The organism is Bradyrhizobium sp. USDA 3262 (assembly GCF_054060035.1).
Window position 1 is genome coordinate 6,632,325 of sequence record NZ_JBSSCT010000001.1, and the last position, 13,251, is coordinate 6,645,575.

The following is a 13,251-nucleotide window of genomic DNA, read 5'->3' on the forward strand; positions in this document are numbered from 1 at the left end:
TGCACTGCAGAATTTGCAGCGCTATCGGTGCATGGCGGACGCTGGCAAGCCGCCTGCCCGGCAGATCCGTGGTGTCACGGCCTCGTCAGCAGCGCCACACGCCCGATCGCCTTGCGCTCGATCAACAGCCGCATCGCTTTCGCATAGTCTTCCAGCGGCAGCCGGTGCGAGATATTCGGCCGCACCCGGCCGGCTTCGGCCCATTCGCTCAGCGCCTTGAACCTGACCTCGCCGAGCGCGGGATCCTTGCGCACCGCCTCGCCGGCGCGAACGCCGAGCACGCTCGCGCCCTTGATCATCAACAGATTGGTGCGGGCAAGACCGATGCCGCCGGTGAAGCCGACGACGAGAATCCGCGCGCCCCAGTTGATGCAGCGCATCGAGTTCTCGAACACCTCGCCGCCGACAGGATCGAACACGACATCGGCGCCGCGGCCGTCGGTGAGGCGCTTGACCGCATCGCGGAACGGCTCGCGCGCATAGAGCACGAGATGATCCGCGCCGCGCGCCTTGGCGATCGCAAGCTTCTCCTCGCTCGAAGCCGCGGCGATCACAGTGGCGCCGAGCAGCTTGCCGATCTCGACCGCGGCAAGTCCGACGCCGCCGCCGGCGCCATGCACCAGCAGCACCTCGCCCGGCTTGATCTGCCCGCGGTCGATCAGCGCATGATAGGCGGTGCCGTGCGCGGCCAGGAAGGTCGCGCCTTCCGCATAGTCGAAAGTCGACGGCACCGGTACGAGCTGCGACGGCGTTGCAACCGTCTCGTCGCAATAGGCGCCGAAGCGCATCTTGACGATCACCTTGTCGCCGACGGCGACACCGGCTGCGTCATTGACCTCGACAACATCGCCGGCGGCTTCCGAGCCCGGCGTGAACGGCAGCGGCGGCTTGAGCTGGTACTCGCCGGCGGCCATCAGGATGTCGGGGAAATTGATCCCGGCGGCGCGGATCGCAACGCGCACCTGGCCCGGCTGCAACGGCACCGAGGCAAAGTTCTCGAGATGCAGGCGCTCGGGCGGCCCGAGCTCGCGGCAAACGACGGCTTTCGGCATCAGGCGGCCCGCGCCTTGAGGCGCGCCAGCGCCTCGCGGATCAGCGGCAGGCGATCGTTGCCGAAATACATGTCGGTCTTGTCGAGATAGATCGTGGGCGAGCCGAAGCCGCCGCGCGCCATCACCTCCTCGGTGTTGGCCTTGAGCTGGTCCTTGATCGCCTGGTCGCCGATGCCGGCAAGGAATTGCGCCGGATCGATCCCGAGTTTGGTGCAGATCTCGGTCAGCACCGCATCCTGCGAGATGTCCTTGTCGTCACCCCAATAGGCCTCGAACACTGCGCGTGCGAACGGCACCATCTTCTCGTTGCCGAGAAGGATGCAGCCGCGCATCGCCTTGACGCTGTTCACCGGGAACACGGTCGGCGGCATCTTGATCGCAAGGCCGGCCGAGCGCGCCCAGTCGGTGAGATCCTTCTTCATGTAGCGCGCCTTCAGCGGCACCGGCTTCTCGCGCTGCGCGTAGACCGACGGATTGACGGTGTTGAAGATGCCGCCGACCAGGATCGGCCGCCAGGTGATCGGCGCGTCGAACTCCTTCGCGATCGGCTGGATGTTGTGCCAGGCGAGATAGGTCCACGGGCTGGAGCAGTCGAAGAAGAATTCGATCATGGCGTTTCCCTTTGTCTTTTCCATAGCCATTCTCGTCATTCCTGGATGCGCCGCAAGGCGCAGAGCTCGCGACTGTGTCGCGCCACGGAATAACGGGCATCATTTCTTCTCGACCAGCTCCTTCGCACGCTGGCCGAACATGTTCTTGCGTGACTCCTCGTCAAACGGCTCCTTGACGAATTTTCCGATCGCAAGCCCTGCCTGCACCTGCGGCCGGGCACGCACCGTCGCGTACCAGCGCTTGATGTTCGGGAAATCGTCGAGGGTGAAGCCCTGTGCCTTGTGGGTCATGGTCCAGGGGAAGCAGGCGATGTCGGCGATCGAATAATCGTCGCCTGCGATATAGGCGCCGGTCCTGCCGAGCTGCTGGTCGAGCACGCCATAGAGCCGCGCGGTCTCGTCCCGGTAGCGCTCGATCGCGTAGGGAATCTTCTCGGCCGCATAGAGCGCGAAATGGCCGTGCTGGCCGAGCATCGGCCCGAGGCCGCCCATCTGCCACATCACCCATTGGATGACGTTCGACCGCGCACGCAGCTCCCTGGACAGGAAACGGCCGGCCTTGTCAGCGAGATAGATCAGGATCGCGCCGGTCTCGAACACCGAGAACGGCCCGCCGCCGTCGGCGGGCGCATGGTCGACGATCGCGGGGATGCGGTTGTTCGGGCTGATCGCCAGGAATTCGGGCCGAAACTGCTCGCCGGCGCGGATGTTCACCGGGATCACCTTGTAGGGCAGCCCCAGTTCCTCCAGCATGATCGAGACCTTCCAGCCGTTCGGCGTCGGCGCGTAGTGCAGATCGATCATCGGCGTTCTATTCCCCGTCACAAAGACTTTTGTTGTTCTGTACCTCCACCTTAGGACATGGCACACAGGCGCTCAATCAGAACCCAACAGGAGGCACCCATGCTGTTTCCAACCACGATCGCAGGCTCGCTGCCGAAGCCGGAATGGCTGGCGGAGCCGAACATGCTGTGGGCACCCTGGAAGTCGGAGGGCGCCGAGCTCGCCCGCGCCAAGCGCGATGCCACCGTGCTCGCGGTCAAGCTGCAGGAGGATGCCGGCGTCGACATCGTCACCGAGGGCGAGCAGGCGCGCCAGCATTTCGTGCACGGCTTCCTGGAGCGGATCGAGGGCATCGATTTCGCCCACAAGGTCGAGATGGGCATCCGCAAGGACCGCTATAAGGCGATGGTGCCGCAGGTGGTCGCACCGCTGCAGCTCAAGGGACGCGTCCACGAGGGCGAGGCCCGTGCGGCCCGCGCGCACACCAGGAACCGGCTGAAATTCACCATGCCCGGCCCGATGACGATCATCGATACCATCGCCGACAAGTATTACGGCGACCGCGTGAAGATGGCCTTCGCTTTCGCCGAGCTTTTGAATCAGGAGGCGAAGGCGCTCGAGGCCGACGGCGTCGACATGATCCAGTTCGACGAGCCTGCGTTCAACGTCTACATGGACCAAGTGCGCGACTGGGGCATCAAGGCGCTGGAGCGCGCCGCCGAAGGCCTGACCTGCGCCACCGCCGTGCACATCTGCTACGGTTACGGCATCAAGGCCAACACCGACTGGAAGCAGACGCTTGGCGGCGAGTGGCGGCAATACGAGGAGACCTTCCCCGTCATCGACAAGAGCACGATCCAGCAGGTCGCGATCGAATGCCGCAACTCGAAGGTGCCGATCGAATTGCTGGCGGCGCTTCCCGGCAAGATCGTGCAGGCCGGCGTGATCGACGTCGCCAGCGACGAGATCGAGACCGCTGAGGACGTCGTCAAGGTGATCGAGGCGGTCGCAAAGCACGTGCCGAAGGGCAACATCATCGCGACCACCAATTGCGGCATGGCGCCGATGCGGCGGGACATCGCCGAAGCCAAGCTGATCGCGCTGGGCGCCGGTGCCAAGCTGGCTCGGCAGCGGCTGGCGTAACGACCACGCCGGGAGATCAACCCAGAACGGCCATCGCGCTCGGATGCAACACGGGCCGGTAACCGGCCTGGAAGGCGCGCACCGTCGATGGCGGCGTCAGCAGCATGGCCGGCTCCGGTACGTCGGCCCGGCTATAACCGGCGAACGACCAGCGCAACGTGGCGCCGTCGGCGACGAGGTAGCTGTCCTCGCTCGCCTGCAGCATCGTCCCGTCGGGCAAGTCGCGCAATCGCATCGGCAGCGGATGCAGCCGCTTCTTGCCGCGGTCGAGCCGCTCGGCGTGCAGCACCGCATCCATCGCCTTGGCGCTGAGATCGCTCACGCCGTTGCCCTGCTCCCAGCAGCCGCGAAACCGCTTGGCATCGTCGCGGCGGCAGTAGAAGCAGGGCCGGTGTCCGGCCGCAAACGCGGTGGCCTCATCGAGGAAGAACAGCTCGGTCCAGCTCTGACGGCTCATCACCTCGCGCCGCCGTCCCCTGAACTCGCAGACGCAGGTGAGCCACGCCGGGCTCGACCAGCGCTTGTTCAGAAGCGTGCGCGTCGCGGGATCGTGGATGATGCCGCGATTGCCGGTGAAGGTGCCGCGATGTTCTGAGGCGACGACGTCGCCGGTGGGCGTGACGCGGTTTTGCAGGGGCATGGCAAATCCGACCGTTCGTCGCTGTCATTCCGGGGCGATGCGAAGCATCGAACCCGGAATCTCGAGATTCCCCGGTGCGCAACAGCGCACCTGAGGTTCGCGTCTTCGACGCGCCCCGGAATGACGACGACGTCACGCCGCCCCGTCGCGGAGCGGCGGCTGGAACGACAGCGCGGTGTCCCAGGGAAAGTAGATCCAGGTGTCCTGCGACACCTCGGTGATGTAGGTGTCGACCAGCGGGCGTCCCTTCGGCTTGGCATAGACGGTCGCGAAATGCGCGTCCGGCAGAAGCTCGCGCACCAGCCTGCCGGTCTTGCCGGTATCGACGAGGTCGTCGACGATCAACAGCCCCTTGCCGGTGCCGCCGCCGAGCTTGGCGGTCTGCTCTGAAATGCCCTTGAGCACTTTCAGATCGCCCTGCTTGTCATGGTCATAGCTGGCGACGCAGACGGTATCGATCACCCGCAAGCCGAGCTCGCGCGCCACGATCGCCGCCGGCACCAGCCCGCCGCGGGTGATCGCGATCACCGCGTGGAACGGGCCGACCTCATTGAGCCGCCAGGTCAGCGCCCGGCAGTCCCGGTGGAATTGATCCCACGAGACCGGAAACGGCCTGCCGGCCCGATCCTGTGCACTCGGTTCGGAATTTCTTTCAACCATATCGTCTCAACCCGCCGGCTTCTTCTGCGCGGCCTGCACTTGCTTCAGCATCTCCTTCACCGCGATCATCGCCGCGGCGAGCTTTTCCGGATCGCGCGAGCGGACCACCAGATTGGTGTTCGGCTTCTGGTTCTCGTCCTGGAACGGATAGCTGCCGATGATGGTGTCGGGATTGGCCTCCGCGATCGCCCGCAGCGGACCGCCGATGTCGCCTTCCCTTGCGTCGGCGCGAACCGAGTCCGACAGCATCCGCACGCCGGACTTCAGGGTCGGCGCCACGATATCCATCATCGCCTGCATGATGCTGGGGATGCCGGCCATCACGATGACATTGCCGAGCTTGAAGCCCGGCGCCAGGATGGTCGCGCTCTGGATCAGCTCGGCGCCGTCAGGCACCCGGGCCATTCTGAGCCGCGCCTCGTTGAGGTCCTGCTCGCTCCAGCGCTCCCTGAACCGCGCCACCACCTCGGGGTGATGATGGATATCGACCCCGAACGCCTTCGCCACGCTGTCGGCGGTGATGTCGTCATGGGTCGGCCCGATGCCGCCGGTGGTGAACACGTAAGTGTACCTATGCCGCAGCGCATCAAGGGCGGCGACGATGTCGGCCTCGTCATCGGCGACGACGCGGACTTCCTTCAGGTCGATGCCGATGTTGGTCAGGTATTCGGCGATGAAGCCGATGTTCTTGTCCTTGGTCCGGCCGGACAGGATCTCGTCGCCGATCACCAATATCCCCGCCGTGACGATCTCGCTCATGGTCTCATTCCCTAACTTGATCCCCTGACATTGCCGATCCAATGCCTTGATGTCACGGGGTTTTGCCGCCGAATTAAGCAGACCTCAGCCGGTTTTTCGGGCAGGCCTTCCACCTCACCCATAGCAAATGCCGCAAGCCAATGCATATCGCGCTGGCCCGCCCCTTGCTACCATCCCATCAAGTCATGCACTGTGTCACATGGCTTGGGAGGGCAGTCGGGCTATATGGCAGTCGCGTTCGATGAGATGAATGGCCTCGGCGAGGATCTCCGCCCGGCCTACCAGGAGCTCTCCCGCTGGCTCAAAGAGACGCCGCCGGATGCGCTCGAATATCGACGCCAGGAAGCGGAGCTGCTGTTCCGCCGGATCGGCATCACCTTCGCGGTCTATGGCGATGCCGAGGCCCAGGAGCGGCTGATCCCCTTCGACGTCATCCCCCGCATCATGTCGGCGACCGAGTGGACGCTGCTGGAGAAGGGCCTCAAGCAGCGCGTGCTCGCGCTCAACATGTTCTTGAAGGACATCTATCACGGGCGCGACATCCTGCGCGCCAACGTCATCCCCGAAGACCTGATCTTCCAGAACCCGGTGTTCCGTCCGGAGATGAACGGCCAGGACGTGCCGCACGACATCTACGTCCACATCGCCGGCATCGACATCATCCGCACCGATCCCGACAATTTCATCGTGCTGGAGGACAATGCGCGCACGCCATCCGGCGTGTCCTATATGCTGGAAAACCGCGAGATCATGATGCGGCTGTTTCCGGACCTGTTCGCGCGGCACCGCGTCGCGCCCGTGGAGCGTTATCCGGACGAGCTGCTGTCGGCGCTGCGGTCGGTCGCGCCGCACAGCGCCTCCGCCGAGCCGACGGTCGCGCTGATGACGCCCGGCGTCTACAACTCGGCCTATTACGAGCACTCCTTCCTCGCCGACAAGCTCGGCATCGAGCTGGTCGAGGGGCGCGACCTCATCGTCAAGAACGACGAGGTGTTCATGCGCACCACCGAAGGGCTGAAGCGGGTCGACGTGATCTATCGCCGCGTCGACGACGATTTTCTCGATCCCCTCACCTTCCGGCCGGATTCCGCGCTCGGCGTCCCCGGACTGATGTCGGCCTACGCCGCCGGCAACATCACGCTCGCCAATGCGGTCGGCACCGGCATCGCCGACGACAAGGCGATCTATTCCTACATGCCTGACATCGTGAAGTTCTACCTCAGCGAGGAGCCGATCCTGAAGAACGTGCAGACTTGGCGCTGCCGCGAGGCGCAGGATCTGTCCTACGTGCTCGACAACCTCGCCGACCTCGTCGTCAAGGAGGTGCACGGCTCGGGCGGCTACGGCATGCTGATCGGCCCCGCCGCCACCAAGGCGACGATCGAGGCATTCCGCGACAAGCTCAAGCGCGAGCCCGAGGGCTTCATCGCCCAGCCGACGCTGGCGCTGTCGACCTGCCCGACCTGCACCGACAAGGGGCTGGCGCCGCGCCATGTCGACCTCCGCCCGTTCGTCCTGACCGGCTCTAGCCACACCACCATCGTGCCCGGCGGGCTAACCCGCGTCGCGCTGAAGGAAGGCTCGCTCGTCGTCAATTCGAGCCAGGGCGGCGGCACCAAGGACACCTGGATACTGAGTGAGTGATTTGAAGCCAAACGCGCTGCGCGAGTTCTCCCTCCCCCTGCAAGGGGGAGGGTCGGGGTGGGGGGTCGGCCGCATACGCCGAATGGAGAGAAGACCCCCCCACCCGCCGCTGCGCGTCGACCTCCCCCTTTCAGGGGGAGGTGAAACACGTTTCGTCTTGTAGGGACTATCGCATGCTGTCGCGCACCGCCGAAAACCTGTTCTGGCTGGCCCGTTACGTCGAACGCGCCGAATATCTGGCGCGCACGATCGATGCGACGTTGCGCGTCACCGCGCTGCCCGCGGCCTATGTCGGCAAGACCAATGAGTGGGATTCCGCACTGCTCACCGCCGGCGTCGGCGCGAGCTTCTACGATCACTATGAGGAAGCCAACGAGCGGAACGTCATCGAATATCTCTCCTTCTCGTCGGAAAATCCGTCCTCGATCAAGAACTGCATCGAGGCGGCGCGGCTCAATTCACGCTCGGTGCGCACCGCGCTGACGTCCGAGATGTGGGACACCATCAATTCGGCCTGGATCGAGCTGCAGGCAGTCTGGAACAAGGGTCCCGCCAACCGCGAGGAGCTGGCCAAATTCCTGCGCTTCGTGCAGGAGACCTCGCTGCGCTTCGACGGCTCGGCCTACCGCACCATGCTGCGCAACGACGCCTACTGGTTCTCGCGGCTCGGGGTCCATCTTGAGCGCGCCGACAACACCGCGCGGATTCTCGACGTGAAGTATCACATGCTGTTGCCCGAGGAGGAGCATGTCGGCGGCCCGCTGGATTACTACCAGTGGACCTCGATCCTGCGCTCGGTGTCGGCAACGACCGCCTATCACTGGGTCTACCGGGAAACCCTGAAACCCTGGCTGATCGCCGACCTCCTGATCCTCAACGATACGCTGCCGCGCTCGCTTGCCAGCTGCTACAGCAACCTCGTGCGCAACCTCGACCAGATCGGCGTCGCCTATGGCCGCCAGGGCGCCTCGCAACGCCATGCCCGCGGCATCAGGAACCGGCTCGAGCACAGCAACATGGACGATATCTTCCAGCACGGTGTGCACGAATTCATCCAGGAATTCATCGCGGACAATTCGCGGCTGGGTGAGATCATCACCAAGCAGTACCTGATCTAACCGATACGACCGAAAAACGCTCAAATTGTCGTCATGGCGGGGCCAAAAGCGCGAAGCGCGTCTTCGCATGGGTGTCCCAGCCATCGACGTCTTGCTTTCGCGGCCGATTAGGACGAAAGACGTCATGCCCCGAAAAACCGACTGAACTCCGGTTGAGCCATGCGCCTGCGGATAGCCCATACCACCACGTATCGCTACGAGCCGGCGGCCTCGGGCGTGATCCAGATTCTGCGGATGACGCCCGGCAGCCATGACGGCCAGTATGTCGCGGATTGGCAGATCGACGTCTCGACCGATTCCCGGCTCGACACCCATGAGGACGCCTTCGGCAACGTCACCCATGTGCTGACGCATGGTTCGATCAGTGACCTCACGATCCATTGCGAAGGCCTGGTCGAGACCCACGACACCGGCGGCGTCCTGAAGGGCACCGACGAGCGGTTTCCGGCGAGCCTATTCCTGCGCGCCACACCGCTGACCGACCTCAACCCGGCGATGACGGCCATCGTGCGCGAGCTGCGCGCCGAGGCCGGCGGCGACGTGCTCGGCTTCCTGCACGCGCTGATGGCGCAGATCTACGAGCACATGACCTTCGACGAGGACCCGACCAACAGCGCCACCTCGGCCGCCGAGGCGTTCGCGCTGAAGCGCGGCGTCTGCCAGGACTACGCTCACATCCTGATCGCCTGCGCGCGCGCCGGCGGCGTTCCGGCGCGGTTCGTCTCCGGCCACTTCCTGCGCTCCGACGGCATGGTCAACCAGCAGGCCGGCCACGCCTGGGCCGAGGCCTTCGTGCCCGATCTCGGCTGGGTCGGCTTCGACGCCGCCAACGGCATCTGCACCACCGACGCCCATGCCCGCGTCGCGATCGGCCTCGACTATCTCGGCGCCGCCCCGGTCCGCGGCACCCGCTATGGCGGCGGCAACGAGACGCTGACGGTCGCGGTCAAGGTCGACCAGGCCGGACGGCCCGGACAGTGGCAGAGCCAGACGCAGTCGTAGGGCTGATCCCTCTCCGCGTCCGTCATTGCGAGCCAACGGGTCGCGCGAACGCGCGCCCGATGACAGGCTCCGCCAAGCAATCCATCTGACCGCCTGCGGGGCCATGGATTGCTTCGTCGCTTCGCTGCTCGCAATGACGGCAGGGGTGCTATGATCGCTGCTTCAAACCACACCAGCGGGACAAGCCATGGCCACCGTAAAACTGCTTTCCGACGACGAGCTCCCGGCGGAGGCACGCGCCGTCTTCGATGACATCCGCAAGACACGGAACTCGGACTTCGTCAACAATTTCTGGCGCGCGCTGGCGCATGATCCGAAGACCCTGCGGCGGACCTGGGAGAGCATCAAGGAGGTGATGGCACCTGGCGCGCTCGACCCGAAGGTCAAGGAGATGCTCTACGTCGCCGTCTCGGTGGCCCACGGCTGCAGCTATTGCATTCACTCGCACACCGCGAGCGCCCGCGCCAAGGGCATGACCGACGCCGAATATCAGGAAATGCTCGCGATCGTCGGCATGGCCGCCGAGACCAACCGGCTGGTCACGGCGCTCGGCGTGCCGGTCGACGAGGCCTTCCTCGTCGACGCACCTGCGGAACGAAGCCGGGAGCCGTGACGCTCCTGCCTGTCTCGCGAATGAGTGATGTCACGAAATGCGCTCAACGTCGGATTTGAGGACAACCAGGAAACGGGCAGCTTCGCCGCCCGTCACCACCCGATGATCGAAGGTCAGCGATAGCGGCAGCGTGCGCCGGACCGCAACCTGCCCCCGAAACGCGACCACGCGCTCCGAAATCCGCCCGGCACCGACGATCGCCGTCTGCGGCGGCACGATGATGAGATTAGCAAACCGGCCTCCGATCATGCCGAAGTTCGACAACGTGATCGTCGCACCGCGCAGTTCCTCCGGGGGTATCGCGCGCGCGATTGCGTCGGCTCGCAGACGGTCGAGTCCGGCCCGCAGGTCCGATACGCTCCGCTCCGCGACATTGCGCAGCACGGGAACGATCAGGCCGCCGCCGGTGTCGACGGCGATGCCAAGATCGATGCGCTCGATCAGGCGCCGTTCTCCCGTACCGGAATGATACCAGGCATTGAGCGCGGGCTCTGCCTTGCAGGCGGCGGCGATCGCCCGCGCCAGGCGGATTGTCACGTCCTCGCCCTGCCGCCAGCCGTCGATGTCGGCTTCATCGGTGACCGTCGCAGGGACGATTTCCGCATGCGCTGCCGTCATGCGTTGAGCCATCGCGCGGCGCAAGCCGCGCAGCGGCTCGGCGGGTCCGCTGTGAGACATCCGCTTCGCCGCCCTCTCGACATCGGCCCGCGTGATGGTGCCGCCGGGCCCGGTCGCCTCGACGAGATCGAGCGCGACGTCAAGCTTGCGCGCAAGGGCGCGCACTGCCGGAAACACTTGGGCTCCCTGCCCGCTGGGCGGCGAGGCAGTTGCTGGCGCCGGCCGTTGCTCGCCGGTGTCGAGTTCGCCCACAATCGTGCCGGTGTCCTGCCCGGCGTCCTCGGCAAACTCGACGAGCGGCGCGCCGACCTTCACGATATCGCCCTTGGCACCGAACAGGCGCGCGATGCGTCCGCTCGACGGCGCCGGTATCTCGACCACCGCCTTGTCGGTCTCGACCGAAACGAGCGGCTGATCGGTCACGACGTGATCGCCCTCGTTGACGTACCAGGTGACGATCTCAGCTTCTTCAAGACCTTCACCAAGGTCCGGCAACGTGAACTGGCGCATGGCACAAGGTCCGTTGGTGTTCAGTTGTACTGGCACGCCTTTCGCGCTGCGGTCACGATGCGTCCGACCGACGGCATGTAGCGTTGCTCGAGGCGGGCCATCGGAATGATCGTGTCGTAACCGGTGACGCGGGTCACGGGTGCGAGCAGCGAGGATAGTCCGCGCTCGGCGATCATGGCTGCGATCTCCGCGCCAAATCCGCCGGTGTGCGCGGCCTCGTGCACGATGACGCAGCGCCCGGTCTTTGCGACCGACCTCAGCACGGTGTTTTCATCGTAGGGCTTGAGCGTGGCGAGGTCGATAACCTCGGCAGCGATGCCCTCGTCGGCGAGCGCGTCCACTGCGGCCATCGTTTCCTTCAGCATCGCACCCCAGCTGATCAGCGTGACGTCGCGACCTTCCCTCTCGACAAAGGCGCGATCCATCGGCAAGGCTTCGCCGTTGTCGTCCACCTCGCCTTTCACGGCGCGGTACAAGCGCGTCGGCTCCAGGAACACCACCGGATCTGGATCGCGGATCGCGGCGAGGAGAAGTCCATAGGCGCGCTCCGGCGACGAAGGCATTACGACACGCAAGCCCGGAATGTGGGCCAGCATCGCCTCGGTGCTTTCGGAATGATGCTCGGGCGCACGAATGCCGGCACCATGCGGCGTGCGCAGGACCATCGGACAGGTCAGTCGTCCCTGGGTACGGTTGCGCAGCCGTGATGCGTGGTTCACCAGCTGATCGAGACAGGGATAAATAAATCCCATGAACTGGATTTCGCCGACCGGCTTCAATCCCTGCGCGGCCATGCCGACGCAGAGCCCGCTGATCAGGAGTTCGGCAAGCGGCGTATCAAGAACGCGCTCCGGACCGAAGCGCTCCTGCAAGCCGACGGTCGCGCGGAAGACGCCGCCATTGACGCCGACATCCTCGCCGAGCACGACCACATCAGGATCATCCGCCATGGCGCGGCCGAGAGCCAGATTGATGGCTTCGACCAACGTGACTTCAGGCATCGTCCTCTCCCGCGAGTTCGCGGCGCTGCTCGGCATACGCCTCGGGCAGTTCGGCATAGAGGTTGTCGAACATGGTTTCGGCTCGGCGCGGCGGCGTCTTCAGATAGCGCTCCACCGCCGCTTCGATGCGCTCATGGCACTCGGCGGCAAGCTGCTCCTCGTCCGCCTTGGTCCACATCTTCTGACCCACAAGATAGGACCTGAGGCGCGCGATCGGCTCTTCCTTCCAATGCGCCTGGACTTCTTCGGCCGAACGATAGCGCAATGCATCATCTGACGTCGTGTGATCGCCGAGCCGATAGGTGACCGCTTCGATGAAGTGAGGGCCCTTGCCGTCGCGGGCAGCGGCAATGGCCTCCTCGGCGGCGGCACGCATCGCCACCACGTCACTCCCGTCCACCTGCTCGCCGCTGAACCCGGCCCCGATGGCCTTCTGCGCCAGCGTCTCGGACCCCGTCTGCAGCCGCAGCGGCACCGATATGGCCCATTGATTGTTGGTGGCGACGAACACGAGCGGCAATTTGTGAACGCCGGCAAAATTCATGGCCTCGTAGACATCGCCTTTCGAGGTGGCGCCGTCGCCGAACAAGCAGACGGCCACGCGCGGCTCCTTGCGCAGCTTCAGGGCATAGGCAACGCCGGCGGCGTGCGGCGCCTGTGATCCGACGGGAACGCAGAACGGGAAATCGTGGCGCGGACCGGAGAAGTCATTGCCTCGCTCGTCGCCGCCCCAGAACAGCAGGATCTCCTCCAGCTTGACGCCACGCCAAAGCAACGCACCATTGTCGCGATAGGAGGGCAGCAGAACGTCATCTTCCCGCATCGCACTCGCGATGCCTACCGACACCGCCTCCTGACCGAGCGAAACGGCATAGGTTCCCAGTCGACCAGTGCGCTGCAATGCAACAGCCTTTCGGTCGAACAGACGCAAGAGCACCATCGACCGGTAAAGTTCGACCAGCAGCTTGGCATCAGTGGCGAAGGCAGGAAGCGGCCGCTCTATCGAGCCGTCGGGCGCGAGGTAATTGCGGCGGCGCACCTCAAAGCGCGCAATGACGGGGAGCTCTTCGTTTGCTCTTTTGCTGGCCACGCGCTCA

The 13,251-nt window shown here is 65.0% G+C and carries 14 protein-coding genes; 5 read left to right on the forward strand and 9 right to left on the reverse strand.

Features of this window, described 5'->3' with window-relative positions:
- Nucleotides 1-74 precede the first annotated feature (74 nt).
- From ACVWYP_RS31305 to ACVWYP_RS31315, 3 genes are all read right to left on the reverse strand, one after another.
- On the reverse strand, nucleotides 75-1,052 hold the full coding sequence (locus tag ACVWYP_RS31305; protein WP_304495989.1) for an NADPH:quinone oxidoreductase family protein: 978 nt from the start codon (nucleotides 1,050-1,052) through the stop codon (nucleotides 75-77).
- Nucleotides 1,052-1,663 (reverse strand): 2-hydroxychromene-2-carboxylate isomerase, encoded by a 612-nt coding sequence (locus tag ACVWYP_RS31310; protein ID WP_028342912.1) that lies wholly within the window; start codon nucleotides 1,661-1,663, stop codon nucleotides 1,052-1,054. Before ACVWYP_RS31310 ends, ACVWYP_RS31305 begins: the two co-directional genes overlap by 1 nt.
- A gap of 99 nt (nucleotides 1,664-1,762) precedes the next feature.
- Nucleotides 1,763-2,467, reverse strand: coding sequence for a glutathione binding-like protein (locus ACVWYP_RS31315; RefSeq protein WP_304495990.1), 705 nt, complete (start codon nucleotides 2,465-2,467; stop codon nucleotides 1,763-1,765).
- 99 nt (nucleotides 2,468-2,566) lie between these two features.
- Between ACVWYP_RS31315 and ACVWYP_RS31320 the strand changes: the two genes are divergently transcribed.
- On the forward strand, nucleotides 2,567-3,589 hold the full coding sequence (locus tag ACVWYP_RS31320) for a methionine synthase (RefSeq protein ID WP_304495991.1): 1,023 nt from the start codon (nucleotides 2,567-2,569) through the stop codon (nucleotides 3,587-3,589).
- 16 nt (nucleotides 3,590-3,605) lie between these two features.
- Here ACVWYP_RS31320 and ACVWYP_RS31325 read toward each other — a convergent pair whose 3' ends face one another.
- From ACVWYP_RS31325 to ACVWYP_RS31335, 3 genes are all read right to left on the reverse strand, one after another.
- Entirely contained in the window at nucleotides 3,606-4,229 is a 624-nt protein-coding gene (locus ACVWYP_RS31325) for a hypothetical protein (protein WP_304495992.1), read from the reverse strand.
- Nucleotides 4,230-4,361: 132 nt separating this feature from the next.
- On the reverse strand, nucleotides 4,362-4,889 hold the full coding sequence (gpt, locus tag ACVWYP_RS31330; RefSeq protein WP_304495993.1) for a xanthine phosphoribosyltransferase: 528 nt from the start codon (nucleotides 4,887-4,889) through the stop codon (nucleotides 4,362-4,364).
- A 6-nt stretch (nucleotides 4,890-4,895) separates the two neighbouring features.
- The gene (locus ACVWYP_RS31335; protein WP_304495994.1) at nucleotides 4,896-5,648 is read right to left on the reverse strand and encodes a competence/damage-inducible protein A; all 753 of its coding nucleotides are present in this window, start codon (nucleotides 5,646-5,648) and stop codon (nucleotides 4,896-4,898) included.
- Nucleotides 5,649-5,873: 225 nt separating this feature from the next.
- On the opposite strand from ACVWYP_RS31335, the gene ACVWYP_RS31340 reads away from it, so the two are divergent.
- The 4 genes from ACVWYP_RS31340 (at nucleotide 5,874) to ACVWYP_RS31355 (ending at nucleotide 10,025) form a co-directional block, all read left to right on the forward strand.
- Complete coding sequence (locus ACVWYP_RS31340; RefSeq protein ID WP_028336088.1) at nucleotides 5,874-7,292, forward strand: circularly permuted type 2 ATP-grasp protein; 1,419 nt, start codon at nucleotides 5,874-5,876, stop codon at nucleotides 7,290-7,292.
- A gap of 173 nt (nucleotides 7,293-7,465) precedes the next feature.
- Nucleotides 7,466-8,410 (forward strand): alpha-E domain-containing protein, encoded by a 945-nt coding sequence (locus ACVWYP_RS31345; protein WP_018272359.1) that lies wholly within the window; start codon nucleotides 7,466-7,468, stop codon nucleotides 8,408-8,410.
- Nucleotides 8,411-8,569: 159 nt separating this feature from the next.
- Complete coding sequence (locus tag ACVWYP_RS31350; RefSeq protein WP_304495995.1) at nucleotides 8,570-9,412, forward strand: transglutaminase family protein; 843 nt, start codon at nucleotides 8,570-8,572, stop codon at nucleotides 9,410-9,412.
- A gap of 187 nt (nucleotides 9,413-9,599) precedes the next feature.
- Nucleotides 9,600-10,025: a carboxymuconolactone decarboxylase family protein gene (locus tag ACVWYP_RS31355; RefSeq protein ID WP_304495996.1), complete on the forward strand. Its 426-nt coding sequence runs from the start codon at nucleotides 9,600-9,602 to the stop codon at nucleotides 10,023-10,025.
- Nucleotides 10,026-10,055: 30 nt separating this feature from the next.
- Here ACVWYP_RS31355 and ACVWYP_RS31360 read toward each other — a convergent pair whose 3' ends face one another.
- Genes ACVWYP_RS31360 through pdhA form a run of 3 tightly spaced genes read right to left on the reverse strand, consistent with a single transcriptional unit; the run spans nucleotide 10,056 to nucleotide 13,244 of the window.
- Nucleotides 10,056-11,153: a dihydrolipoamide acetyltransferase family protein gene (locus ACVWYP_RS31360; protein ID WP_304495997.1), complete on the reverse strand. Its 1,098-nt coding sequence runs from the start codon at nucleotides 11,151-11,153 to the stop codon at nucleotides 10,056-10,058.
- 20 nt (nucleotides 11,154-11,173) lie between these two features.
- Nucleotides 11,174-12,154, reverse strand: coding sequence for an alpha-ketoacid dehydrogenase subunit beta (locus ACVWYP_RS31365; protein ID WP_304495998.1), 981 nt, complete (start codon nucleotides 12,152-12,154; stop codon nucleotides 11,174-11,176).
- Entirely contained in the window at nucleotides 12,147-13,244 is a 1,098-nt protein-coding gene (pdhA, locus tag ACVWYP_RS31370) for a pyruvate dehydrogenase (acetyl-transferring) E1 component subunit alpha (protein WP_456684314.1), read from the reverse strand. The genes ACVWYP_RS31365 and pdhA overlap by 8 nt, the downstream gene beginning before the upstream one ends.
- Nucleotides 13,245-13,251: the final 7 nt, after the last annotated feature.

Excerpts from the sequence above, each read along its gene's own strand:
- ACVWYP_RS31320 (WP_304495991.1), top strand. The coding sequence starts at position 2,567 with ATGCTGTTTCCAACCACGATCGCAGGCTCGCTGCCGAAGCCGGAATGG.
- ACVWYP_RS31350 (WP_304495995.1), top strand. The coding sequence starts at position 8,570 with ATGCGCCTGCGGATAGCCCATACCACCACGTATCGCTACGAGCCGGCG.
- ACVWYP_RS31315 (WP_304495990.1), bottom strand. The coding sequence starts at position 2,467 with ATGATCGATCTGCACTACGCGCCGACGCCGAACGGCTGGAAGGTCTCG.
- ACVWYP_RS31335 (WP_304495994.1), bottom strand. The coding sequence starts at position 5,648 with ATGAGCGAGATCGTCACGGCGGGGATATTGGTGATCGGCGACGAGATC.
- ACVWYP_RS31365 (WP_304495998.1), bottom strand. The coding sequence starts at position 12,154 with ATGCCTGAAGTCACGTTGGTCGAAGCCATCAATCTGGCTCTCGGCCGC.
- ACVWYP_RS31360 (WP_304495997.1), bottom strand. The coding sequence starts at position 11,153 with ATGCGCCAGTTCACGTTGCCGGACCTTGGTGAAGGTCTTGAAGAAGCT.
- ACVWYP_RS31340 (WP_028336088.1), top strand. The coding sequence starts at position 5,874 with ATGGCAGTCGCGTTCGATGAGATGAATGGCCTCGGCGAGGATCTCCGC.
- ACVWYP_RS31355 (WP_304495996.1), top strand. The coding sequence starts at position 9,600 with ATGGCCACCGTAAAACTGCTTTCCGACGACGAGCTCCCGGCGGAGGCA.
- ACVWYP_RS31325 (WP_304495992.1), bottom strand. The coding sequence starts at position 4,229 with ATGCCCCTGCAAAACCGCGTCACGCCCACCGGCGACGTCGTCGCCTCA.
- ACVWYP_RS31345 (WP_018272359.1), top strand. The coding sequence starts at position 7,466 with ATGCTGTCGCGCACCGCCGAAAACCTGTTCTGGCTGGCCCGTTACGTC.
- ACVWYP_RS31310 (WP_028342912.1), bottom strand. The coding sequence starts at position 1,663 with ATGATCGAATTCTTCTTCGACTGCTCCAGCCCGTGGACCTATCTCGCC.
- gpt (WP_304495993.1), bottom strand. The coding sequence starts at position 4,889 with ATGGTTGAAAGAAATTCCGAACCGAGTGCACAGGATCGGGCCGGCAGG.
- ACVWYP_RS31305 (WP_304495989.1), bottom strand. The coding sequence starts at position 1,052 with ATGCCGAAAGCCGTCGTTTGCCGCGAGCTCGGGCCGCCCGAGCGCCTG.